This window comes from Flavobacterium frigidum, from assembly GCF_048286795.2.
The window spans coordinates 80,181-103,224 of sequence record NZ_JBLVPT020000003.1 but is presented as its reverse complement, the minus strand read 5'-3'; the positions used below and the strand labels follow the sequence as shown (position 1 = coordinate 103,224).

General features: G+C 33.4%; 20 protein-coding genes and 1 tRNA gene. 10 read left to right on the top strand and 11 right to left on the bottom strand.

Annotated features, from left to right (window positions below; genetic code table 11):
• Positions 1 to 138 precede the first annotated feature (138 nt).
• Positions 139 to 220: transfer RNA gene (locus ACNQGB_RS05675), tRNA-Leu, on the bottom strand.
• Positions 221 to 328: 108 nt separating this feature from the next.
• Here ACNQGB_RS05675 and ACNQGB_RS05670 point away from each other — a divergent pair.
• The gene (locus ACNQGB_RS05670) at positions 329 to 1,717 is read left to right on the top strand and encodes a dipeptidase (RefSeq protein WP_417945006.1); all 1,389 of its coding nucleotides are present in this window, start codon (positions 329 to 331) and stop codon (positions 1,715 to 1,717) included.
• A 223-nt stretch (positions 1,718 to 1,940) separates the two neighbouring features.
• Here the strand turns inward: ACNQGB_RS05670 and ACNQGB_RS05665 are convergent, their stop codons facing one another.
• Entirely contained in the window at positions 1,941 to 2,366 is a 426-nt protein-coding gene (locus ACNQGB_RS05665; protein WP_417945008.1) for a hypothetical protein, read from the bottom strand.
• Between the two features lie 515 nt (positions 2,367 to 2,881).
• On the opposite strand from ACNQGB_RS05665, the gene ACNQGB_RS05660 reads away from it, so the two are divergent.
• From ACNQGB_RS05660 to ACNQGB_RS05640, 5 genes are all read left to right on the top strand, one after another.
• Positions 2,882 to 5,371, top strand: coding sequence for an erythromycin esterase family protein (locus ACNQGB_RS05660; RefSeq protein WP_417945010.1), 2,490 nt, complete (start codon positions 2,882 to 2,884; stop codon positions 5,369 to 5,371).
• Positions 5,372 to 5,726: 355 nt separating this feature from the next.
• The gene (locus ACNQGB_RS05655) at positions 5,727 to 6,152 is read left to right on the top strand and encodes a toxin-antitoxin system YwqK family antitoxin (protein WP_417945012.1); all 426 of its coding nucleotides are present in this window, start codon (positions 5,727 to 5,729) and stop codon (positions 6,150 to 6,152) included.
• A 9-nt stretch (positions 6,153 to 6,161) separates the two neighbouring features.
• Positions 6,162 to 6,536 carry a BlaI/MecI/CopY family transcriptional regulator gene (locus tag ACNQGB_RS05650; protein WP_121363828.1) on the top strand — a complete coding sequence of 125 codons (375 nt, stop codon included), beginning with the start codon at positions 6,162 to 6,164 and terminating at the stop codon, positions 6,534 to 6,536.
• Positions 6,533 to 7,897, top strand: a complete 1,365-nt coding sequence (locus tag ACNQGB_RS05645; protein WP_417945015.1) for a M56 family metallopeptidase — start codon at positions 6,533 to 6,535, stop codon at positions 7,895 to 7,897. The genes ACNQGB_RS05650 and ACNQGB_RS05645 overlap by 4 nt, the downstream gene beginning before the upstream one ends.
• A 28-nt stretch (positions 7,898 to 7,925) precedes the next feature.
• Positions 7,926 to 9,635: a M56 family metallopeptidase gene (locus ACNQGB_RS05640; RefSeq protein WP_417945017.1), complete on the top strand. Its 1,710-nt coding sequence runs from the start codon at positions 7,926 to 7,928 to the stop codon at positions 9,633 to 9,635.
• 176 nt (positions 9,636 to 9,811) lie between these two features.
• On the opposite strand, the gene ACNQGB_RS05635 is transcribed toward ACNQGB_RS05640, so the two are convergent.
• The 4 genes from ACNQGB_RS05635 to ACNQGB_RS05620 form a co-directional block, all read right to left on the bottom strand.
• A complete protein-coding gene (locus ACNQGB_RS05635) occupies positions 9,812 to 11,500 on the bottom strand; it encodes an ATP-dependent nuclease (RefSeq protein ID WP_417945019.1) in 1,689 nt (562 codons plus the stop codon).
• Positions 11,501 to 11,998: 498 nt separating this feature from the next.
• Entirely contained in the window at positions 11,999 to 12,163 is a 165-nt protein-coding gene (locus ACNQGB_RS05630; RefSeq protein ID WP_417945021.1) for a hypothetical protein, read from the bottom strand.
• A gap of 4 nt (positions 12,164 to 12,167) precedes the next feature.
• Complete coding sequence (locus tag ACNQGB_RS05625) at positions 12,168 to 12,695, bottom strand: hypothetical protein (protein WP_417945023.1); 528 nt, start codon at positions 12,693 to 12,695, stop codon at positions 12,168 to 12,170.
• A gap of 820 nt (positions 12,696 to 13,515) precedes the next feature.
• Positions 13,516 to 14,886 (bottom strand): saccharopine dehydrogenase family protein, encoded by a 1,371-nt coding sequence (locus ACNQGB_RS05620; protein ID WP_417945024.1) that lies wholly within the window; start codon positions 14,884 to 14,886, stop codon positions 13,516 to 13,518.
• Positions 14,887 to 15,062: 176 nt separating this feature from the next.
• On the opposite strand from ACNQGB_RS05620, the gene ACNQGB_RS05615 reads away from it, so the two are divergent.
• The 3 genes from ACNQGB_RS05615 (at position 15,063) to ACNQGB_RS05605 (ending at position 18,383) form a co-directional block, all read left to right on the top strand.
• A complete protein-coding gene (locus ACNQGB_RS05615; RefSeq protein ID WP_417945025.1) occupies positions 15,063 to 15,470 on the top strand; it encodes a DUF423 domain-containing protein in 408 nt (135 codons plus the stop codon).
• A 58-nt stretch (positions 15,471 to 15,528) separates the two neighbouring features.
• Positions 15,529 to 17,130, top strand: coding sequence for a phosphoenolpyruvate carboxykinase (ATP) (gene pckA / locus ACNQGB_RS05610; protein WP_417945027.1), 1,602 nt, complete (start codon positions 15,529 to 15,531; stop codon positions 17,128 to 17,130).
• Between the two features lie 152 nt (positions 17,131 to 17,282).
• On the top strand, positions 17,283 to 18,383 hold the full coding sequence (locus ACNQGB_RS05605; protein ID WP_417945028.1) for a DUF4407 domain-containing protein: 1,101 nt from the start codon (positions 17,283 to 17,285) through the stop codon (positions 18,381 to 18,383).
• 92 nt (positions 18,384 to 18,475) lie between these two features.
• On the opposite strand, the gene ACNQGB_RS05600 is transcribed toward ACNQGB_RS05605, so the two are convergent.
• From ACNQGB_RS05600 to hemW, 4 genes are all read right to left on the bottom strand, one after another.
• On the bottom strand, positions 18,476 to 19,189 hold the full coding sequence (locus ACNQGB_RS05600) for a PH domain-containing protein (RefSeq protein WP_417945030.1): 714 nt from the start codon (positions 19,187 to 19,189) through the stop codon (positions 18,476 to 18,478).
• A gap of 26 nt (positions 19,190 to 19,215) precedes the next feature.
• A complete protein-coding gene (locus ACNQGB_RS05595) occupies positions 19,216 to 19,626 on the bottom strand; it encodes an MmcQ/YjbR family DNA-binding protein (protein WP_417945031.1) in 411 nt (136 codons plus the stop codon).
• A 26-nt stretch (positions 19,627 to 19,652) separates the two neighbouring features.
• Positions 19,653 to 20,423 carry a cyclase family protein gene (locus ACNQGB_RS05590; RefSeq protein ID WP_417945033.1) on the bottom strand — a complete coding sequence of 257 codons (771 nt, stop codon included), beginning with the start codon at positions 20,421 to 20,423 and terminating at the stop codon, positions 19,653 to 19,655.
• A 91-nt stretch (positions 20,424 to 20,514) separates the two neighbouring features.
• Positions 20,515 to 21,648: a radical SAM family heme chaperone HemW gene (gene hemW, locus ACNQGB_RS05585; protein WP_417945040.1), complete on the bottom strand. Its 1,134-nt coding sequence runs from the start codon at positions 21,646 to 21,648 to the stop codon at positions 20,515 to 20,517.
• Between the two features lie 243 nt (positions 21,649 to 21,891).
• On the opposite strand from hemW, the gene ACNQGB_RS05580 reads away from it, so the two are divergent.
• On the top strand, positions 21,892 to 22,425 hold the full coding sequence (locus ACNQGB_RS05580) for a Riean_0653 family protein (RefSeq protein WP_417945034.1): 534 nt from the start codon (positions 21,892 to 21,894) through the stop codon (positions 22,423 to 22,425).
• Positions 22,426 to 22,472: 47 nt separating this feature from the next.
• Here ACNQGB_RS05580 and ruvC read toward each other — a convergent pair whose 3' ends face one another.
• Entirely contained in the window at positions 22,473 to 23,027 is a 555-nt protein-coding gene (gene ruvC, locus ACNQGB_RS05575; RefSeq protein WP_472777079.1) for a crossover junction endodeoxyribonuclease RuvC, read from the bottom strand.
• Positions 23,028 to 23,044 lie beyond the last annotated feature (17 nt).

The window sequence follows — 23,044 nt, the reverse complement described above, 5'->3', positions numbered from 1 at the left end:
TTACACATAAAACTATAAAAAAAGCTTCTCGATTGAGAAGCTTTTTTTGTGCGGATAATACTCCTTCCCGATAATCTCGGGATGAACTTCTCGTCTATTCCCACAAAAAAAGTCCAAACTTTCGTTTGGACTTTTTTGTGCGGATAATAGGACTCGAACCTACACGCCTTGCGGCACCAGATCCTAAGTCTGGCATGTCTACCAATTTCACCATATCCGCGCAATTGTGGGTGCAAAGATACACTTAACTTCTTATTTTCAAAACAATTTTGATAAAAAATATTCATACTCTTTTTGTACTTTTGAACATACAAACAAAATTCACCTAATGGAAAATATTAAAGCATACGTTCAAGAACACAAAGATCGCTTTATCAACGAGTTAATCGAATTACTAAAAATTCCATCTGTAAGTGCCGACACCGCCTACTCACATGATGTTTTTGAAACTGCCGATGCCGTAAAAGCCAGTTTAGAGAAAGCCGGCTGCGATCTAGTCGAAATTTGCGACACACCAGGCTACCCAATTGTGTATGCCGAAAAAATCATCGACCCTAACTTACCTACCGTTTTAGTGTACGGACATTATGATGTACAACCACCAGATCCATTGGAACTTTGGACTTCACCCCCATTTGAACCCGTAATCAAAAAAACCGACATTCATCCCGAAGGCGCTATTTTTGCCCGTGGATCGTGTGATGACAAGGGTCAAATGTACATGCACGTAAAAGCATTAGAATATATGTTTCAATCCAACACTTTGCCTTGTAATGTCAAGTTTATGATTGAAGGCGAGGAAGAAATTGGATCTAAAAGTTTGAGCTGGTTTGTAGAACGCAACCAAGAAAAACTTAAAAACGATGTGATTTTAATTTCAGATACCGGAATGATTTCGAATCAGCAACCGTCGATCACCACTGGTTTACGTGGATTAAGCTACGTAGAAGTTGAAGTTACAGGTCCAAACCGCGACTTACATTCCGGATTGTACGGAGGTGCCGTAGCAAATCCAATCAATGTGTTGGCAAAAATGATTGCATCGCTTCATGATGAAAACAACCACATTACCATTCCCGGTTTCTATGATAATGTAGAAGAACTATCTACGGAGGAAAGAGCTGAAATGGCCAAAGCGCCTTTTAGCCTTGAAAACTATAAGAAAGCACTCGACTTAAACGACATTTACGGCGAAAAAGGCTATGTAACGAACGAAAGAAATTCCATTCGGCCTACACTAGACGTTAACGGAATCTGGGGCGGTTACACCGGAGAAGGCGCAAAAACCGTCATTGCGAGCAAAGCATTCGCCAAAATCTCCATGCGTTTGGTTCCGAATCAAGATTGGGAGCACATCACTGAATTGTTCACCAAACATTTCACCAGCATTGCCCCTGCAGGCGTAACCGTACTCGTAAAACCGCATCATGGCGGGCAAGGTTACGTAACCCCAATAGACAGCATTGGGTACAAAGCCGCAAACATGGCGTATACTGAAACCTTTGGCGTTCCCGCAATTCCAGTGCGTTCCGGAGGAAGTATTCCTATTGTAGCGTTATTCGAAAAAGAACTAAAAAGCAAAACTATCCTCATGGGATTTGGTCTGGACAGCGATGCCATTCACTCGCCAAACGAACACTTCGGGATCTTCAATTACCTAAAAGGAATTGAAACCATTCCGTTGTTTTATAAATATTTCGTGGAGTTATCAAAATAAATTCCTTTCCATAAATACTAAATCCGCTCTAAACAGGGCGGATTTTTTTTGGGCGTTCCCCGCGAAAATAGCGGGTCAGGCTGTCCGTTCTCAATCTTTTTATTTTTTGAAACAAAAAAATAAAAAGGATTTCCACTTCCATCCTTAACGCAACTATTGCTCGTTGATAGATTTCTTAAAGGAGATAAGATAGTTTTAGTTGTAGAAAAATTGTGGAAATACTTTATTTTAAATCCAATAGAAACCCAAAAGCAATAAGAACTAAGCTTGCAAGTGGTCCTGAAAAGATGCACATCAACAAGGTTTGGCCGTCTCCGTAACATGCCAAATCCACACCAAGCAAAGTAATTAATAAAACAGTATTTGATAAGGTATATATGATCAAAGAATAAAATCTAAAATTACGTTTAACTTCAATTTCAGTCTTTAGCAAAATATTGTCCAACCTATAGCCATAGAAAACCATCATTCCAATTACCGTTACTGCTGAAATCCAAAGAACAATTAAATAGCCAGTTTCACAGTTACTAGTGATTTTTTCTAAGCCCATTGCCGCGAGAAGACCAGGAAACAATGTCCAAGTTGGAAAAATTGGTATCAATGACCATAGCGCATTAATAAAGCTATATTTTGTAAATCTAAAATCCATAAAAAGTATATTAGTAATGTTTGGTGGATGTTTAAAATTTCTCAATCGATTCGAGAAATTCTAAGTTATGGCTACAAAACACTAGTTGATAAAAACTAAAATCAGTCACCTGAGAATCTCCGATCGCGCGAATACGTACTAAATTTATCGATTTGATAGCGCGGAATTGCATTCCGTGCCCGCAAAGTTGAACAAACAAAACCAATTAAGAAGCTACATTGTGTAAAAAATTATACTCTTTCTTGTTTGATGGAGCAATGTTTTTTTGATTGGTTGTTCTCAATAGCAGTCGGCACAGAATGCACCCGAGGCTTTAGCCGAACTGACGTAGTAATTCTGCGCCATCAGGTACACCTTATGCATATCCAAGCGACTTAGCATTGATGGTTTTTTGAAATCATTTTTTATCTTTATTTTCTTTAAAATATAATCATTAAATTTACAAAACAATAGCGTAATGAAAGGCGGTATCTTTCGATTTGCGAAATAGTATCTTAAAATGATTCAAAAATAATATGAAAATATTCACAACTGTTCTTATAAGCTTGTTTTACAACCTTGTTTTTCCTCAAACTCCAATTGAAGGGAAGTCTTTCATAATAAACACTGCGAATAATTACTCTTTTTTAGAAAATGTAATTAAATCAAAAAAGATAGTTTTATTAGGAGAACAATCACATGGAGACGGAGCTACATTTGACGAAAAAGTTGAAATTGTAAAATACCTTCACGAAAAAATGGGATACAATACAATTGTTTTTGAAAGTGGTTTTTATGACCATTATAAAGCATTTAAACAGTATTCTGAAAACAAATCAAACATTTCAATTTTCAGTGAAGCTGTTTTTGGAATATGGTCTGACACAAAAGCATTCCAAAATTTAATGGATTATGTAAACGAACGAGCAAAACAAAATGATCCTATAAAGATTCTAGGTTTTGATTCCCAAGAAGGGTCTATATTTAAGAATCATTATATGGATGATTTAATAAAATTATTTCAAAATAGAAAAATTACTTTTCCTGAAAATGTAATCATAAGTATAGAAAAATCATTTGTTTCAAGGGATTTAGAAGATGTAGCATCTAATAAAAAAGATTCCCTTGAACTTTATAAAAATTTTGATTTTGTAATGAATTCGTTCAATAAAATTGAAAATGTAAATTTTGATGAAAAAATAATGAAACAAGTTTTTATTAGTAAAATTGCCGATGTGTCATTTGATATTATGCAATTACAAAAACAAAAAATTGCTGTTCAAAATCCTAGAGATGAGCAAATGGCAAAAAATCTTATTTTTTTATCTGAAATTTACCCTAACGATAAGATGATTTGCTGGGGAGCTTCTTACCATTTTTCTAAAAAAATCAACCAATTTGAATATACAGACGAGACAGAAGATTACTTCAAACAATATGCTAATAATGAAATAAAAAATACTGGATATACTGATTACAAAACAGGTGACGGCTCAAAATTACTTGAAGGAGCAATTCCAATGGGCGAGTTACTAAAAAAGCACTTTGGCGAGCAAATTTATAGCATTGCTTTTTCATCTTATGAAGGAGAATACGGTATTGTAGATGAAAAACCATTTCCTATACTGCAACCGCCATTTAATAGCATAGAGCATCAGCTATATGATAAAGCTACTTCAAAAACTTTTTTTGAGTTTAATAAAAATGACAACAATAGCTATTATTGTTCTGCATTAGGAAATATTCCTTTCAAGGCAAAATGGGGCTTTATATTTGATGGATTGCTGTTTATTAAAAAATCATACCAACCAGAGATAAGAAGTTATCCAAAACCGGTCATTAACAACTCTAAAGAAGAAGTGTTTTCTATTGTTGGAAAAATAATAGATTCTAAAAATAGAAAAGTAATACCTAATGCAGAAGTATCCCTAGTGAAAACTAAAAGAAGTATTGTTGCCAATAAAGATGGTGCTTTTAGTTTTACTATTCAAAAAAAGGATTTTCAAGACAAATTAATAATTTCCGCAATGGGATACGCCACGGACACAATCAATATTTCGAGCATAATAAGTACTAATAAAAACCAGATAAACATTAGACTAAGATCACACAAATTTGAAGGGATAATTTTAGATGAAGTTGTCGTTAATTCCGCAAGAAAATCATTGACCGCCGAAGATATTGTTACAAAAGCAAGAAATAATATTGAACTTAACTATTACCAAGATCCATACAATCAAAAATTTTATTTCCGAACTCAAATCATCAAAAAAAATAAAATTACATCCAACATAGAAGCGGTTATAAATACATACAATTCTAATGGAATGAAAGGAGTAAATACACCTGACGAAGAATTATATGGTGAAATACAACAAATGCGTACATTAGCTGAAGATAATATTAATAATCAGTATGGTAAAATAACTAATTTTGCGTTTATTTTTGACAGAGATGTAATATTGAGTAAATCTAATGTACTATATAAAACGTCTTCTTACAATTTAAAAAAAGAGGAAGTCTTGCTATATAACGATAGAAAAGTTTATAAAATTAGTTTCGTCAATAATTCGCCTGGATCATATTCTACCGGATATGGTTATCCTGCTCCAAAAAAATCATCTGGAATATTATATATAGATACTGAAACTTTTGCGGTACTAAAATATGAACATTGCGTTGTAAGAGAGCCTTCTGAAATCAAAAATGAAAAAGACAAAATGGCTCAAATGCTGCATAAAATAATTTTTACATATAAAATACATGAGGGTAAATATTTTATAAATTATTGTAATGTCATAAATAAATCAATAATTACATCAATAGCCGATAATGTAATTTTAAGTGAAAACTTTTTAGTGAATAATGTAATGTCTATTGATGTTAAATATTCCAATGTAGAAAAAATTGAGCGCCATCTTCAAAAAATAAATCAGAATATTACACTTAAAGAAGATTCTAAGTTTTGGAATAACAACAATTTTATACTTCAAGATGATAAGGTAATATTTGATTTGTGTGATTAACTTTAATTTTCTTTCGCTTTTTTCCACTTTTTGATATTTAAGTGGTTTTCTAAACTCCATTTCTTATATTTCATATCTCAAATGCACTATTTGAAATTTAAAATTTCACACCGAACTTATTAGGTACTAAAATACTTGGTCAACATATCGAGTGTATGTTTCGTTTGCCTTTTTTAAATATAAACAAAATTCTTATGGCTACATTAGAGCCTATTATTAAATCGATCTAAGGAGTTAACATGACTTAAACACCAAATCCTCTTGTAAATCCCTGACCACCAAATTATTTTTCTTAAAAATTTGTTTATTTCATTTTTTATTCTACATTTGTAGAGCAATGTTTTAATCTGTAGAAATGAAAATCCAAAATCAGTATATAATCATCATCATTCTTTTTTGCATAAGCTTGACTAGTTGCAAAATAAATCAAACCAAAAACGGATTAAAAACAGGTAAATGGATTCAAACCGAAAACTTCATGAATATCGAATCTGTCGCAACAGGAAGATACAAAAAAGGAGAAAAAATTGGAACTTGGAAAGAGTTTATGAACGATAGATTACTTTCAAAAGAAAAATATAAAAAAAACAGTTGCCATGTGATTAAATATCACAATACAGGAAAAATTCAACAAATAGGATTTTCAAAAAAAGAGGTAATCGAGTCAAAAATAGAATGGCTACCCACAGGAGAATGGATATTTTACGACTCCGAAGGAGTTTTGCTAGGAACCAAAATCTACGAAAAGGGAATACCCATTCAAGAAATTTACACCAATTAAAAAATAAACATGCAACAACTCACGAACGCCGAAGAACAAGTAATGGAACACCTTTGGAAACTCGAGAAAGCCTTCATGAAAGACTTGCTTGAAGCCTACCCAAAACCAAAACCAGCAACCACAACCATCGCTACTTTATTAAAAAGAATGATCGACAAGCAATTTGTGGCCTACAATGAATTTGGAAACTCTCGGGAATATTATCCTTTGGTCAAGAAAACCGATTATTTCTCGAAACACGTCAACGGATTGATTAGTAATTTCTTTAATAATTCGGCGTCACAATTTGCTTCTTTCTTTACCACTGAAACCAATTTATCTCAAACGGAACTGGAAGATCTAAAGAAAATAATAGACAGTGAAATTCTAAAAAAGAAAAAATGACCGACTTTCTAATTAAATCGACAATTACTTTATTGGTGCTACTGGCAGTGTATTATTTGTTTTTGGAAAAAGAAAAAATACACGTTTTCAATAGGTTTTACCTGTTGTTCAGTCTTGTTTTTTCGATGGTGATTCCATTTATAACTATTGAAGTCATTGAGGAAATAGCACAGCCTACAGTCAATCCGGGAAATATCCAGATACTGCAAGGAAGCGCTGTAATACTGGAGGAAACAAACTATTTGGTTATAGGAATATGGAGTTTGTATGCTGTAGTAACACTCGTTTTGGCGATTCGTTTTTTCAGTAATATCATCAAGATTTCGTCTAAAATGAAGATAAATACACCAATTAATTATAAGAATGCCAAATTGATTTTGGTTCCCGAAAAAATATTGCCGCACACTTTCCTGAATACGATTTTCATCAACGAAACAGAATACAACAACCGTGAAATTGAAGCTGAATTATACACGCACGAGCTCACGCATGTGACTCAAAAACACACGTTGGATATTTTATTCATCGAACTATTGAAAACCGTTTTTTGGTTCAACCCTATTTTTATTTTTTACAAAAAAGCCATACAACTCAACCACGAATTTCTTGCCGATGAAAAAGTAGTGACCTCCTATAACAATGTTCCGTTCTACCAATCTTTATTGCTTTCAAAGGCAAGCGATAACCCAACTTTTTACTTGGCCAGTAATTTGAATTATCTAATAACTAAAAAACGATTACTCATGATGACAAAAACCACATCAAGCTCGAAATCAATTGCTAAGAAAATCATTTTGATTCCGCTATTTACTGGACTAGTACTATTTTTATGCGTCCAAACAATTACACAACCAGCAAATGACAAGGATAATTCCTCACTATCTGAGGATAAAAAAAGAGATGCCTATTACGAAGACGTTCGATTAATTGTAAAAGACAACCGCAAAAAAGTCTTAATAAATAAAAAATATGAAGTTCTTACGCTAAATGAAAAGAGATCTTATATTGGCAATGCTCCAGCGGAAATCAAAAGGAAAAGTCCAACGAACAAAGAATTTGAAGCCTGGATAAATGACACTAGATTTTCAGGAATATTAGACGGCAAAAAAATCAACAATATCGATTTAAAAAAATATAACGCACATTATATTGTAAGATATTCAAGATATTACAATCCAACTTTAAATGGCAAATCTATTGAAACTGATTTAAATCATTATCTACTATTTAGCAACTCTTATTTTGAAAAGCATTTAAAGGATAAAGACAAAAAAGCTTTTTTCAAAGTAATTGAGAAAACAATAAAAGAAGGCACAGTTACAAAACCAGTAATTATTAATGAGGTGCAAAGAAATATATAATAGACAGTGAAATTCTAAAAAAGAAAAAATGACCGACTTTCTAATTAAATCGACAATTACTTTATTCGCGCTACTGGCAGTGTATTATTTGTTTTTGGAAAAAGAAAAAATACACGTTTTCAATAGGTTTTACTTGTTGTTCAGTATTGTTTTTTCGATGGTACTTCCATTCATAACTATCGAAGTCATTCAGGAAATATCGCAGCCTACAGTCAATCCGGGAAATATCCTGATACTGCAAGGAAGTGCTGTAATACTGGAGGAAACAAACTATTTGGTTATAGGAATATGGAGTTTGTATGCTGTAGTAACACTCGTTTTGGCGATTCGTTTTTTCAGTAATATCATCAAGATTTCGTCTAAAATGAAGATGAATACACCAATTAATTATAAGAATGCCAAATTGATTTTGGTCCCCGAAAAAACGTTGCCGCATACTTTCTTGAATACGATTTTCATCAACGAAACGGAATACAACAACCGTCAAATCGAAGCCGAATTGTACACGCACGAACTCACGCATGTGACTCAAAAACACACGTTGGATATTTTATTCATCGAACTATTGAAAACCGTTTTTTGGTTCAACCCTCTTTTTATTTTTTACAAAAAAGCCATACAACTCAACCACGAATTTCTTGCTGACGAGAAAGTAGTGAAATCCTATAACAATGTTCCGTTCTATCAATCTTTATTGCTATCGAAAGCGAACGAGAACCAAACTTTTTACTTGGCCAGTAATTTGAATTATTTAATAACTAAAAAACGATTACTTATGATGACAAAAACCACATCAAAATCAAAAGCAATACTTAAAAAAATTATCTTGCTACCTTGTTTTACTGGTCTAATTTTACTTTTATGTGTTGAAAGTATTGCCCAAGAAAAACAAGTTAACAATGCAAAAAGCAATGCGCAAAATACCATTTCCGATAAACAAAAAAGAGATTCTTACTATAGCGGAGTCCGATTAATTGTTAAAGACAAGAATAAAAAGATCCTAATTGATAAAAAATATGAAGAATTATCTTTAGAAGAAAAAAAACGATTCCTATTCTATCTTCCAACTCCTTCTCAAAAAAAGTCACCATCAAAAAAAGAATTTGAAAGTTGGAAAAACGAAAAAAATGGTGCCTTTTGGATTGACGGAAAAAATATCCCAAACTCAACATTAAACAGATACAAAGCTGATGACATAGCATCATTCTCCAAAAGTTTTATTTACAAAAATGCACGAACAAAAAAACATCCACAAGAATATCAATATAATTTATACACACACAACTATTTTAATAGTAATTTAAAAAATGCCTACAAGAAATTTCCAGGTAAAGAAATTAACATTACAGTAATGGGCAAAAAAAAGGTCAAAGAAGTAGCAATCAAAATGCAACCAAATAAAGCTAAAGCGACAACCAAAACTGACATTTACAATACTGCAGGAATAACTACCAAACCTGATTTCCCAGGAGGAATAATGGAATTTTACAAATTTGTTGGCAATAATTTTAAAACTCCAAAGCAGCCTAACTTAAAAGGAAAAGTATACATCACCTTTGTTATAGAAAAAGACGGCAGTTTAAGCGACATAAAAAACATACGTGATATTGGTTTTGGAACCGGTGAAGAAGCCATACGTGTTTTGAAAACATGCCCGAACTGGATTCCCGGAAAACTGAACGGCGTCCCTGTTAGAGTAATGTACAGCTTACCAATAACGATTCAATCTAAATCATAATCGTAAAAAAGAAATCCGCTTCTTTTGAAGCGGATTTATCAAACTAAACGTTTTGCTGCTTTGAGATGGCTGGAAGTTCGTAAACTCTCAATTTTCGGCTTAACGAAAACTTTATGCGAAACGGTAATACCACTAAATACCAGATAACTCAAATTGGCGGTTACCTGCTACCTTTTTTATTTCGGAATACCTTTTCTAGTTGGAAGTTCTATCCATTCTTTTATTTTACCTATAAATTCCCATACATCATTGCCTGCTGGTTGTAAGTAATCTTTTGAATCAGGATTTTCGCCCATTTTAGAAAAAATATCAATTAACCATTTAGAGCCGTGTCCAGCAATTTTCATATGCTTTAACCAACTTTCTAATTCTCCGTTACGAACTATGAAAACTCCATATTCATCTAGTTGATTCAAAAAATTTTCACAGGCTTCTTTATTTTCGCCCTCTAATACCTCAATTCCACCTTCAATTTTCCATCTTTTTTCTGTTTCATTTAACTTATCATAAATTTCTTTTCTTTGGTTATGAAAAGATTTATGGTTTAATGATGGTAAATATGCTCCTTCAAGTAATTTAGTAAATACTTGACCACCCTCTTTAAATACATCAATATCTACAATACCTACAGCAGGAATACCTAACTCTCTCAAAGGTTTTACAATATCCCATACTGTTTGCTTATTTTGTGCGTTCAGAAATAAACAATTAGAAATACCTCGACGGTCATTCTTTGTTATTAACCTTTCATTAATTTCTTGATAAAAAGCTCGGTCTGAATCAGCTTCAGTAACAATTACAGCTTCATAAAAAAGACCATTTAAGACACCAGTAGAACGAAGTAAAGGGTGGCGCATTAAATAAAGAATTTTTTCCTTTTCTAAAATTCTAGATGTTGCAACTCCATTTTTATAAGTTAGCCTGACTATGTTTAATGGAGAACCTGACTGAATACAGCCCATTAAAAAAGACGAACTGTGTGTAGCGGCAATAAGTCTTTTATTTGTATTCCGTAATGATTGTCCTATTTCTTTTCCAAGTTTATTTGACAATGCTGGGTGTAAAAAAGCTTCTGGTTCATCAATTAAACTTATTTTTGGATCTCCTGCTAAAATAGTTGTGATTATACCTGTAAAGGCTTTTACGCCATCACTAGTGTTTTCAATTAATAAACCTTTCTTGTGAAAATCAATAGCATCTTGATCCCAACCTCTTTCTTGTTGTTCTGTTTTTGGTGCTGTATCGGATAATCTAACTCTTAGATATCCTGATTTAGTTGGGTCAATCACATAATACTTTTCAAATGCATCGTAAATAATTCTTCTAACTTCAGACCGAAGTGAGTTATTTAAAAATAAATGAGCTAAATGATTTGTAGGTGTTAATTGTAAATCGCCAGCACTTTGTTCTCTTAAAAGATTTAATCTATTACTTCCATCTAATCTAATAGTGTATAAACTTAAGAACTTTGGAAAAGTCCAATTTCTTTGTGAATTTGGGTTTAAGGATTCTCTAATTAAATCTTGCGGATTTATTTCAAATCGTTTAGCTTGATTATCTTGAGGATTAAGTTTTCCAATAATTTTATTTCCTTTTTGAATATTGTCATTTAATGTGGGATATTCTTCTATGTTGTTAATTTCCTCTTCTATTTCATTTTCAATTAAAGAAGTATATGTTATTTTGTTTAGAATTAAATCTCCAGTTTGTTCTTGTCCATTTCTAATTGCGTTTTCTATTTCAATTAAAATTCTGCTTTTTCCTGAATTATTCGGACCTACAAATACAGTTATAGGTGTAATGTCAATATTTAGATTTTTCTGACCTGTAGATGATCCAGATTTTAATTCAATTTTGTCTATCATAGTATTCTGTTGCGTTAAGGTTGCAGGTAACTGATATGTAAGCGTAACAAACCTTCTTATACACCTAAACATGGGTAGATTAGCAAAAGTTGTTTCGCAATGCGCTACCCAAATATATTAAAATTTTCTTAAAATTTAGTAAAAAACGGCGCGTCATTGAAATGCGTTGCGTGACGGATGGCAGCGAAAATCCTTTGTGTTTTTTAACCTGAATTTATTTCAGGTTCTAAAAAAAAACAAAGATTGCAGCGAACTGCCCGACCCATAGTGGCGAGGAGGAACGACGAAGCAATTTGCAGGGTCACGCCCAAAAAATCCTTTTTCAAAAAAAAGAGGATGCTAAATCCTTTTTATATTATCTCTAAAAAATTTTAGAGAACTCCATAGTTCCTGCCAGTGACCGGTTCCAGCTTGTCCGCCATGGAGGATTCAAACAGAGTTTCATTGCTCCTGCAGCGCGCACAACGAATCTCTCGCTGTTGGGCGATTGGCAAAATTTTACACCTTAATTTTCGGTTTCATAAAAGTTTTTTTCGCTTCAAGAGTCTTAGATTGCTCTTTTTTCGATTTTATGTATTCACTAATTTCTTTTCGCTCTATATCTGTCAAAGGTTTGCTTTTAATAATAAAATCAATTCCTTTCGGTTCTTTAATTAATCCCATATTTTTAGTTTTTAAAATATTTTTCTACCAAAAATTTTGAAGCATCAGTATCAATAATCATTCTTTGATTTTTAAAATGAAATGCACCTAAAGTTTTTTCATAATGCTCAATTAATTGCGTTTTTGCTGTAAATGCAACAAATCCGTCAAATCCTTTCTGAAAAGAAAGCTTACAAGCATAAGCAACTAAATTTCCTGCAACTCCTTCATACAATTTGTTTTCGCCAATGTTGAATGGAGAACTTTCTAATAAATCCATATAAATATGGTCAGCTTCAATCGTTATACTTAATAATCCTTGAATAATATTTGTATTATGTTCAATGGTTAATTTATAGACTTCTTTTTTAATGTCGTTAAATTCAGATTTCCAATCAAAATTCCAACCATTTTTTTTAATAATATCTTTTAAGTCTGATTTTGTAAGTAGAATAACTTCGGTTTGGAAACTGTCGCCAGAGATTGTATTTAAGATAGAATTAGTCAAACTATCTATAATAAAATGTTGCTCTATAAATTTCTTTTTTTCCATATCTCAAATTTACGAATTTTCATTACGATATAGAATTTTTCAGTTTTTATTTTGTGTAATTACTAAAATCAGGATTGAAATCTGTAAAAATATAAACACATATGATTATTGAACAAACGATTAAAGACAAGAGATTTTGTTTCAAGAATTTTAATGTTAGAGCAATAAATAATCCAATTGAAATTATAAAACCTTTTTTTGCATATGGTTCAAAAAATTCAAAATCGATGTATTTTGGTATTAACGGATTCGTAAGATTTAATTTTGTAAAATGGTATTGTGCGAAAATCGCAACTAAAAGTAGAATTAAAAGTAAAATTAAGAACATTGAAAATTTCTCAATTTTATTTGACTTATTTAGTTGAATTAGCTTTTCTTTCATTTTTGGCTTTTATTTAGTACGATTTTTTTTAAGCTGACGTACAACTAGTTCATAAGCAAAACAAACCTTCATATTTACACCTAAACCAATGTATATTGACAAAGGTTTGCCTCACTTCGTATTTTTCAAATATATTAAGATTTTCTTACAAGTCATTAAAAAAAAGACGCGTCATTGCTATGTCTTGCGTGAGGGATGGCAGCGAAAATCCTTTGTGTTTTTTAACCTGAATTTATTTCAGGTTCTAAAGAAACATAAAGATTGCAGCGAACAGCCCGACCCAAAGTGGCTAGGAGGAACGACGAAGCCAACTACAGGGTCACGCCCAAATCCCAATACAAACTCGCTGAAATTCATAAAAAATCCGCAACTGTAGATTTACATCACAAGGAGCGGATTTAGCAAACTAAAATCTAAAAAAACTAATAATTACTACTTCTAACTAAACTCTTTATCTGGATTATATCCTAAATACGGCATGGCAATTTCTTTGAAAATAACGCCATAATCCTCTAATTCTTTTAAAATAGGTTCATATACTTCTTTGCGGATGGGCAATTGAACGCCTGGCGTGGTAATTTTGCCATTCAAAATCAATAATGTGGCCATCGCTACGGGTAATCCTACTGTTTTTGCCATGGCGGTATAGGTTTGATCGTCGCCAATACAAACCATTTTTGAATCTATTTGCTCTTTGTTGCCATTTAATTCATAACCAAATTTATGGTACATGACAATCATATCTTTGTCGTCTTCTTCGAGCGTCCAACTGTCGGTTAATATTTTTTCTAAAATTTTAGCGGGTGTAGCATCTTTCAAACCCACTATTTTATTAGGATTAAACAAGTCGAGTTCTAGCAACTTGTCCCACATAATGTCATCTTGGTCAATTTTTAAGATTAAACGGGTTTTGATTTCGACAGAATCTGTGGGGTGATACGGCAAAAATGAATTTACAAAATCACGGTAACTCATGTTTTCTGAGTTTTCCATTATGTAACTGTCATCGGTCATGCCTAACTGCACAAACATGGTCCACGCTTTAGAGAAACCTACTCTTCGGATTGTTCCTCTGTACAACGTAAGCACATTATCTAAACGATACACACTGCGGTATTTGAGCGAATCCCTGTTAGAATATGCTTCAAAACGACCATACCCTTCTACTTGTAAAAACTCGGTTCTGCGAAACAAATTACAGTACGGAATGTATTTATAAGTTCCTTCCTGTATAAACTTGGCAGCGCCACCTTGACCGGCAAGCACCACATTGCGCGGCGCCCAAGTAAATTTATAATTCCAAAGATTCGTATCCGATTCGGGTGCAACTAATCCGCCACAAAACGACTCAAAAAGAATCATTTCGCCACCTTTCTCCTTGATGGCATCTATCACTTTCATCGCACTCATGTGATCAATTCCAGGATCAAGTCCAATCTCATTCATGAAAATTAGATTATTTGCTTTGGCAGCTTCATCTAATTCCTGCATGGCATCACTAACATAGGAGGCAGTAACTAAACTTTTTTTGTACACAATACAATCTCTTGCTACTTCAATATGCAAATGAGCGGGCAACATCGAGATGACAATATCGGCATTTTCAATCGCTTTTTTTCGTTGCTCATTATCATAAATATCTAAAGCTATTGCAGTTGCGTTTTTGTGATCGTTTGTTTTACGCTGGGCTAAAGCCAATGATAAATCACCAATAACAAGGTGCAACTTCTCTTTTTCGGATTTGTCTAAAAGATATTGAATAAGAGATGAAGCTGATCTTCCCGCACCGATGATTAAAATTTGTCTCATTTTGAAATATTTGTAACACAAACATACATAATTGTTGTATTTATAACAAATGAAGTCGGTTTTATTTCTAAAATTCAAAATTACAGTGCCGATTTTTTCTTTGTAGAGTAAAACTAAGCCCGCAAATCCTTTTATATGTATGGGATATAAAATACTTTTGTATTAAAGACAACACTATGAAATCAAAAATTGTAACAACAGCCACTATCTTGGGAATCATCGCCATTATTTTAGGCGCTTTTGGAGCTCATGGCTTAAAAAAATTCCTAGCGGTAGAGCAGTTGGCCACTTTTGAAACTGGTGTACGCTACCAAATGTATCATGCGTTGTTTTTATTGTTTATCGGTTTATATGATGAATTAACTGATGCGGTTAAAAAAACAATCTATTATTTAGTACTAAGTGGCGTGATTTTATTCTCTGGTTCGATTTATTTATTGGCTACAAATGACCTTATGGCATTTGATTTTAAACGCATCGGATTTGTAACACCCATTGGCGGGCTACTATTAATAATGGCTTGGGGACTTTTATTAGTAACACTGTTAAATAAAAATCACAAAATCAGAAGAATTAAAGACTAACTGAAATATAATTTCTACTTTTGCACTCTATAAAAAAGTAACTATACACAATAAATTTATGGACAACAACACCCTTTTCACGCAATCGATTTCGTTAAAAGATTTAGGAATTGAAAGTACCAAAATTCACTACCAGTTATCTCCAGAAGAATTACACAACATTACCATACAAACTAATCAAGGAGTAGAAAGCTCCACAGGCGCTTTAGCGGTTAACACAGGTGAATATACCGGTCGCTCTCCTCAAGATCGTTTTATCGTAAGAGATAGTATTAGTGAAGATTTAGTTTGGTGGGGGAAAGTAAATATTCCGTTTGAACCTGCTGCTTTTGAAGCTTTGTGCAATAAAGTAACCACTTATTTAGCTGACAAAGAAGTTTTTGTAAGAGATGCATACGTTTGCTCTGACCCAAATTATAGATTAAATGTTCGCGTAATCACTGAAACGCCATGGGCAAATTTATTTTGCTACAATATGTTCCTACGACCTGAAGCAGCTGAACTTGCCAATTTTGCACCAGAATGGACTGTACTTTGCGTTCCAAGTTTTATGGCTGATCCTGCTATTGATGGAACGCGCCAAAGCAATTTTGCTATTTTAGATTTCACCAAAAAAGTAGTGTTAATAGGCGGAACCGGATATACTGGAGAAATGAAAAAAGGAATTTTCTCTGCTTTGAATTTCATTTTACCTGTTTTCAAGAATACATTACCTATGCACTGCAGTGCCAATGTAGGGGAAGGTGGCGATACTGCTATTTTCTTTGGACTATCAGGAACTGGAAAAACAACTTTATCTGCAGATCCAAACCGTAAATTAATAGGTGATGATGAACACGGATGGACCAATGAAAACACCGTTTTTAATTTTGAAGGAGGTTGTTATGCTAAAGTCATAAACCTTACTGAAGAGAATGAACCAGATATTTTTAGAGCGATAAAAAAAGGCGCCATATTAGAAAATGTAGTTTTAGACAAAGAAACAAAAACAGTTGATTTTGAAGATGTTTCAATCACTCAAAACACTCGCGTTAGTTACCCAATTTATCATATAGACAACATCCAAGAAGGATCTATTGGAGAAAACCCGAAAAATATATTTTTCCTAACAGCTGATTCTTTTGGAATCTTGCCTCCAATTGCAAAACTAACTCCAGGCCAAGCTGCGTACCACTTTATCTCTGGTTACACCGCAAAAGTGGCAGGAACTGAAGCAGGAGTAACGGAACCGCAACCAAATTTTTCTGCTTGTTTTGGAGCACCTTTTATGCCACTTCACCCAACAAAATATGCAGAGATGTTGAGTAAAAAAATGAAAGATGCCAATGTAAAAGTATGGCTAATCAACACAGGATGGACTGGCGGACCTTACGGAATAGGAAGCAGAATGAAGTTGAAATATACACGCGCCATGATTACCGCAGCATTAAACGGGGAATTAGACGACGTGGCTTATGAAAACCACAAAGTATTTGGAATTGCAAAACCACAAAGCTGTCCAAATGTACCAAGTGAAATATTGAATCCAAGAAACACCTGGGAAGACCCAGAATTATATGATATTAAAGCAGCAGAGTTAGCCGCCAAATTCAAAGCTAACTTCGCCAAATTTGAAGAATTTGCCAATGCCGAGATTATGGCAGGAGCACCAAACGCTTAAGTTACTATTAATTCAAATCCAGTAGAGCCGTTCGTAAAGAGCGGCTCTATTTTTTTGTAAAAACTATCGTAATCAAAAACAAATCAAGTATTTATACCATGATTCATTTTTTGGCGTTAAATTTGTAAACAATCATCAAAAAATAATCAATCATGTTTAAATCATTTTTCATCCTTTGCTCTGGCGCAGACAAAGATCTACTTGACGGCTGCTCAGAAGGCGAACAAACCAAATATGTAGGTATTGGCGCCACTGTTTTTTTTACTGCAGTAATGGCTTTTTTAGCTAGTGCGTATGCCTTATTCACCGTATTTGACAGCATCTATCCCGCTATCGCTTTTGGTATTGTTTGGAGTCTGCTAATTTTTAACTTAGATCGTTTTATTGTTTCTACTATTCGAAAAAGAGACCAGTTTGGTGCTGAATTTTTACAAGCTACTCCACGAATTATTTTGGCCATCATCATTGCGATTGTCATTTCGAAACCATTAGAAATTAAAATTTTCGAGAAAGAAATCAATACCGTTTTGTTGAAAGAGAAAAATGCGATGGCTCTAAATAATAAAAAGGAAGTAGCGAATTATTTCAAATCGGATTTGGATAAAAATAAAACAGAAATCGATAAACTAAAATTAGAAATCACAAACAAAGAGAAAGAAGTCAATACGCTTTATGAAACGTACATCACAGAAGCCGAAGGAACTGCAGGAACCAAAAAGCTAGGCAAAGGCCCCGTTTTTAAAGAAAAAATAGCCAAACATGATGTAGCAAAACAAGAACTGGACACCTTGCAAAAAACCAACTTGGCTAAAATTGCTGTTATGGAGAAAAACACTAAAACGCTGCAAACCGATTTAGATAAGAAAGTTACCGAAACGCAGCCTATTATTGATGGATTTGACGGTTTAATGGCACGAATCAATGCCTTGGATAAATTACCATGGCTGCCTTCGTTTTTTATTATGCTTTTGTTTTTAGCCATTGAAACTTCTCCAATTATTGCTAAACTTTTATCTCCAAAAGGGGAATACGATTATAAACTGGAAGATCTTGAAACCGCATTGAAAGCAACTATTGAACAAGATAAATACCAACGTACTCTGCTTGTAAAAACTAGCGCCACGATGCACGACAAAGTCTACGGCGATATAGCTGACGATAAAAAACTGTATGATTTACAGCGAAAAAACGCCACTGATTTACTGGAATTACAATCTAATAATTTTGTAGAAAAGCAAAAAAGAACACTGTAATCCTCAAGTTAAAAAGTCAAAAGTCTTAAAGTCAAGAATAACCTTCTAACTTTAAGACTTTTGATTTTAAGACTTTCGACCTTTAAGAGAACTTACATAAAACTCAAAATCTCTTTTTTGAAAGCGTCGTATTCGCCTTGTAGAATCAATCCGTTGTCTAGTAATTTTTTATAATTCTGTAGTTTTTCAAACAGTTCATCTTGTGATAAATCGCTTAAAGATTTGTCTTTTGGACTTGTTGCAATCGATTCAAAATCGTGATTTTCAGCAGTGAAATGAGGCTGAGAAACAGGCATTATTTCAGCAAAACTAGTCACTTCTTCCGTGTCCATTTCTTCAATAACCTCCACTTCGTCTTCTATCGAAATTTCAGGAACTTCATTAATAACTGTCGCATGTAATGCCGAACCACTTTTCAAAACATCCAATTGCTCTTTTGCGTATGTAAAAATTTTACGCGCCTGAATTTTAGGAATATAATCGATAGAAACTTCCATGTTGGTTTTGGTTGTAAACGAAAATTCAGAACCCAGAATGTTCTCTTTTACAAAAGTACCTTCAATCTCATCCCAAGTATAATCAATAAAATTCATTGAAAGTCCTAGGTTTTTAGGCTGACAGATGATAATTCTTTTATTGGTCATCACAATACCATCGGGTAAAACCGTTAAAGCCGGTTTTTTTTGCACTGCGATATACCCTATCTCTTCATTTTTCATTAATAAATCACTCAATTTTGCAGCGATTTTTTCAATAGCCTTTGGATCTTGTTCCTCGTTTAAAAACTTCTTAAATTGTTCTTTCATATGATAAGCTGAATTTATATCAGTGTTTATAGTTTTATTAGACATTTAATCGCAAAAGTAATGCCTAATTGTCTAATTCTTGGATTTCGTTTTGCATTTTTCTTAGTTAAACTTATGAAAACCAATTCATAGGAATGATCTATCAACTCTTTAACAAGCGCATCCGAAACTGATTCATTCAGAGCAATGGTGTTCCAATGGGTTTTACTCATATGGAAACCAGGCTGAATGTCATCGTATTCGGCGCGTAATTCCTCAGCGCGCTCTGGATCACATTTCAAATTAACAGATGGTTGTCCTTTTTCCCATTGACTTAAAGAGGACAATGCAAACATTTTTCCGCCCACTTTAAAAACTAAAGTATCTTCGTCAAAAGGAAAATGTTCCGTCACTCCTATTTTAGACAAGCAATATTCGTAGTAGGTTTCTAAGTTCATTTTTTGAAGTTATTTACATTCAAAATTTATAATTCATCTTTCAAAATAGCGTACAAAACAGGCTTACTAGGACTCGCATCATTCTCAAAAGAGGCAATTTGTAAATTCAGCAAATAAGCACCATCTTTCACTTCATTTGAAACAAAAATCATCTCCGTAATCGTACAGTCCAATCGTGCATCAGCATTCAGATTATTAACATCGGTTACATTCCAAAAAGCTTTGTGCGCTACTAATTTTCCATCGTCCTTTTCTTTATCGACACTTGGCAAATCAATCAATAGATGTTTTATTCCGCTTTTGCGAATGAAACGCGCAGCATCATCCTCCAGATAAGGCGGGTTAGTATTCGAATATTTCAAATGCTTTTTCCCTTCTAAATTAGGTAATGTTCTAATAACAATTGCATCAGGAGTTTTACCATTCAGAGCCTTTTCAATTTGGCTTCTAGAAATCACCAAATCTTCCTCTTGTAATTCTGGTTGAACCGAAATTAATTCAGCCATAAAGAAAAACTGTTTCAGACATTGATTGATGCTGTAAAATTCCCGTGTAATATGACCCAAGCATTCCGTATGCGTTCCGTGTCCGTGCGGATTGAAAAAAATATTGTTGAAATTGGTTGATGATTTCCCTTCCGAAACTTTGCCTATCCAATCCCCAAAAACTACAGGTTCAATGACTGGCTTCTCGATATACCAAGCAATTGGATTTTCATCGGTATTCGTTAACGGAATCGAAATATCAATGGGTTTTGATAAGTCGATTTTAAATTCGTTGTTGATGCTTGCTATCATATTTCTTTAAACACTAAGTTCACAAAGAAGTCACAAGGCACACAAAAGCTTAGTGAACTTTGTGCCATCTTTGTTTCTTTGTGGTTAATTTCTATTCTAAATTTAAGTAAAACAAATCACTTGCAATTCCATCGGTCAAAAACTTTCCTTTAGCGGTAGGTTTTAAGATATTATTTTCGACAAACACCAAGTCATCCTCCAAGAATTTACGAACTTGTTTGTTCAAATAGTTTAAATATTCCATTCCATATTCGGTTTCAATTCTATCCAAAGAAACGCCCCAAATAGTCCGCAAACCAGTCATAATATATTCATTATACCGGTCCGTAATCGAAAGAATTTCTATTTCATTTGGCAATTTATTCTCTTGAATCGATTTTAAATAAATAGCATTGTTCGAAACATTCCAACTTCTTGAAACACCATCATAACTGTGGGCCGAAGGACCAATTCCAAGGTATTTTTTCCCCAACCAATACGCCGAATTATTCTTTGAAAAATAATTGGCTTTGCCAAAATTTGACAATTCATAGTGTATAAATTCATTGGCTTCGAGCGTTTGTACCAAAACAGCAAAATGTTCTTGCGCTACTTCATCTTTAGGAGCAGCAATTTTTCCCGTTTGTATCAGTTTATTCAACGCCGTTTTAGGCTCTACTGTCAAAGCATAACTTGAAATGTGCGGTATTCCAAAAGACAGTGCAGTTTCGATATTTTGTTTCCATTTCTCATTGCTCATGCCAGGAATTCCATAAATTAAATCCAGCGAAATGTTATCAAAATATTGGGTCGCTTCTTCTAAACATTTTTTGGCTTCCGCCGAATTATGAGCGCGATTCATTAGTTGTAAATCCTCTTCAAAAAACGACTGAACCCCTATGCTTAAACGATTTATTTTACTTTTAGACAATTCAATTATTCGCTCACTTGACAAATCATCCGGATTGGCTTCGAGCGTGATTTCGGAGTTTTCAAGTACTGAATAATGACTGTAAACTGACTCAATCAACAAATTAATTTCTTTAAAAGTTAAAACACTTGGCGTTCCTCCACCAAAATAAATGGTTTCGACTTCTTGATTATCAAACTCACTTTTACGCATTTGAATTTCTTTGGCAATAGCCATAACCATCTCCTCTTTCTTCTTCATCGAAGTCGAAAAATGAAAATCACAGTAATGACATGCCTGCTTACAAAAAGGGATATGAATGTAGATTCCTGACATAATAAAAAAAGAGCAAGTTAAATCTTGCTCTTGAATAAATATCATTAATCCTTAATAAAATTAAAATTATCTTTTAAATCTAGTATTCTTCATTAACTTCATAACAATATTGGGTACCCGTTCCTTTTGTCGGGAAATAATAATTTTTTTTTCTAAGCAGAATGTTACCAAAATTAAATTAACTAATATTCTTACTAAAATAGAAATAATTATCTAAATTTGTCCAAACTTATTATTTCTATTATGAAAAAAATTACTCAATTACTTCTTATCGTACCATTTATTATTTTTTCTTGTTCTTCTGATGACAACAATAGCTCGGATACCAAATCAGAATTTGCTATGACAGCTACAATTAATGGCAAATCTTTTAGTGCCAACAATCCTTTTGGTAATAACCTATTTTCTATTACAAATATTTGGTCTTATTATCCAAAAGAGGATTTTGTTATGCTTCAAGGTCGTCAAGGTGGAATATTTGGAGATCCTGAAATTAATATTTGGTTAAAAAGGACAAAAATTGCAGTAGGAACATATGCATTTACCACAGATGAAAACAATCCTACATCACACGCCATAGATTTAACAGATAATTCAAATGATGTATTTGAATTTACTAAGGAAGGGACTATTACAATAACAGAAGTTAATGCCAAAACAAAAATTGTTAAAGGAACCTTCAAATTTACCACCTCTTCGAATTTTACAAATCAAACCGATACTAATTACACTATTACCAATGGTGCTTTTAATTATCAATACGAAGAAATAAAGTAATTAGAATTTCAAATATTTAGTAGCTAGATTATCTAAGCATAGTCTGGCTATTTTTTAACTCTTTCCTCATTTTGTTTCACAAAAGCATCCCACCCAGTATAACTTTTTTCACCTATCACTTTTCCAGAATTGAAAAAATGACAAACTGCTGCTGCCAATCCGTCTGTACTATCAAGGTTTTTAGGTAATTCTTTCAGCCCTAAAAGTTGTTGTAGCATTTTGGCTACCTGCTCTTTTGTAGCATTTCCGTTTCCGGTGATTGCCATTTTTATTTTCTTGGGTTCGTATTCTGTAATTGGTATGTCTCTAGAAAGTCCAGCCGCCATGGCCACACCTTGCGCGCGACCTAACTTCAGCATCGATTGCACGTTCTTGCCAAAGAAAGGAGCTTCAATTGCAATTTCATCCGGATTGTGTGTATCAATTAATTCAATGGTTCGTTCAAAAATGATTTTTAGTTTTTGATAGTGATTGTCGTATTTGGACAATTGCAACTCATTTAACTGCAAAAAATGCATTTTTTTATTGACAATTTTTATCAATCCAAAACCCATAATTGTGGTTCCAGGATCAATTCCTAATATGATGCGTTCGTTTGACAAAAGATTTGTTTAAAGTT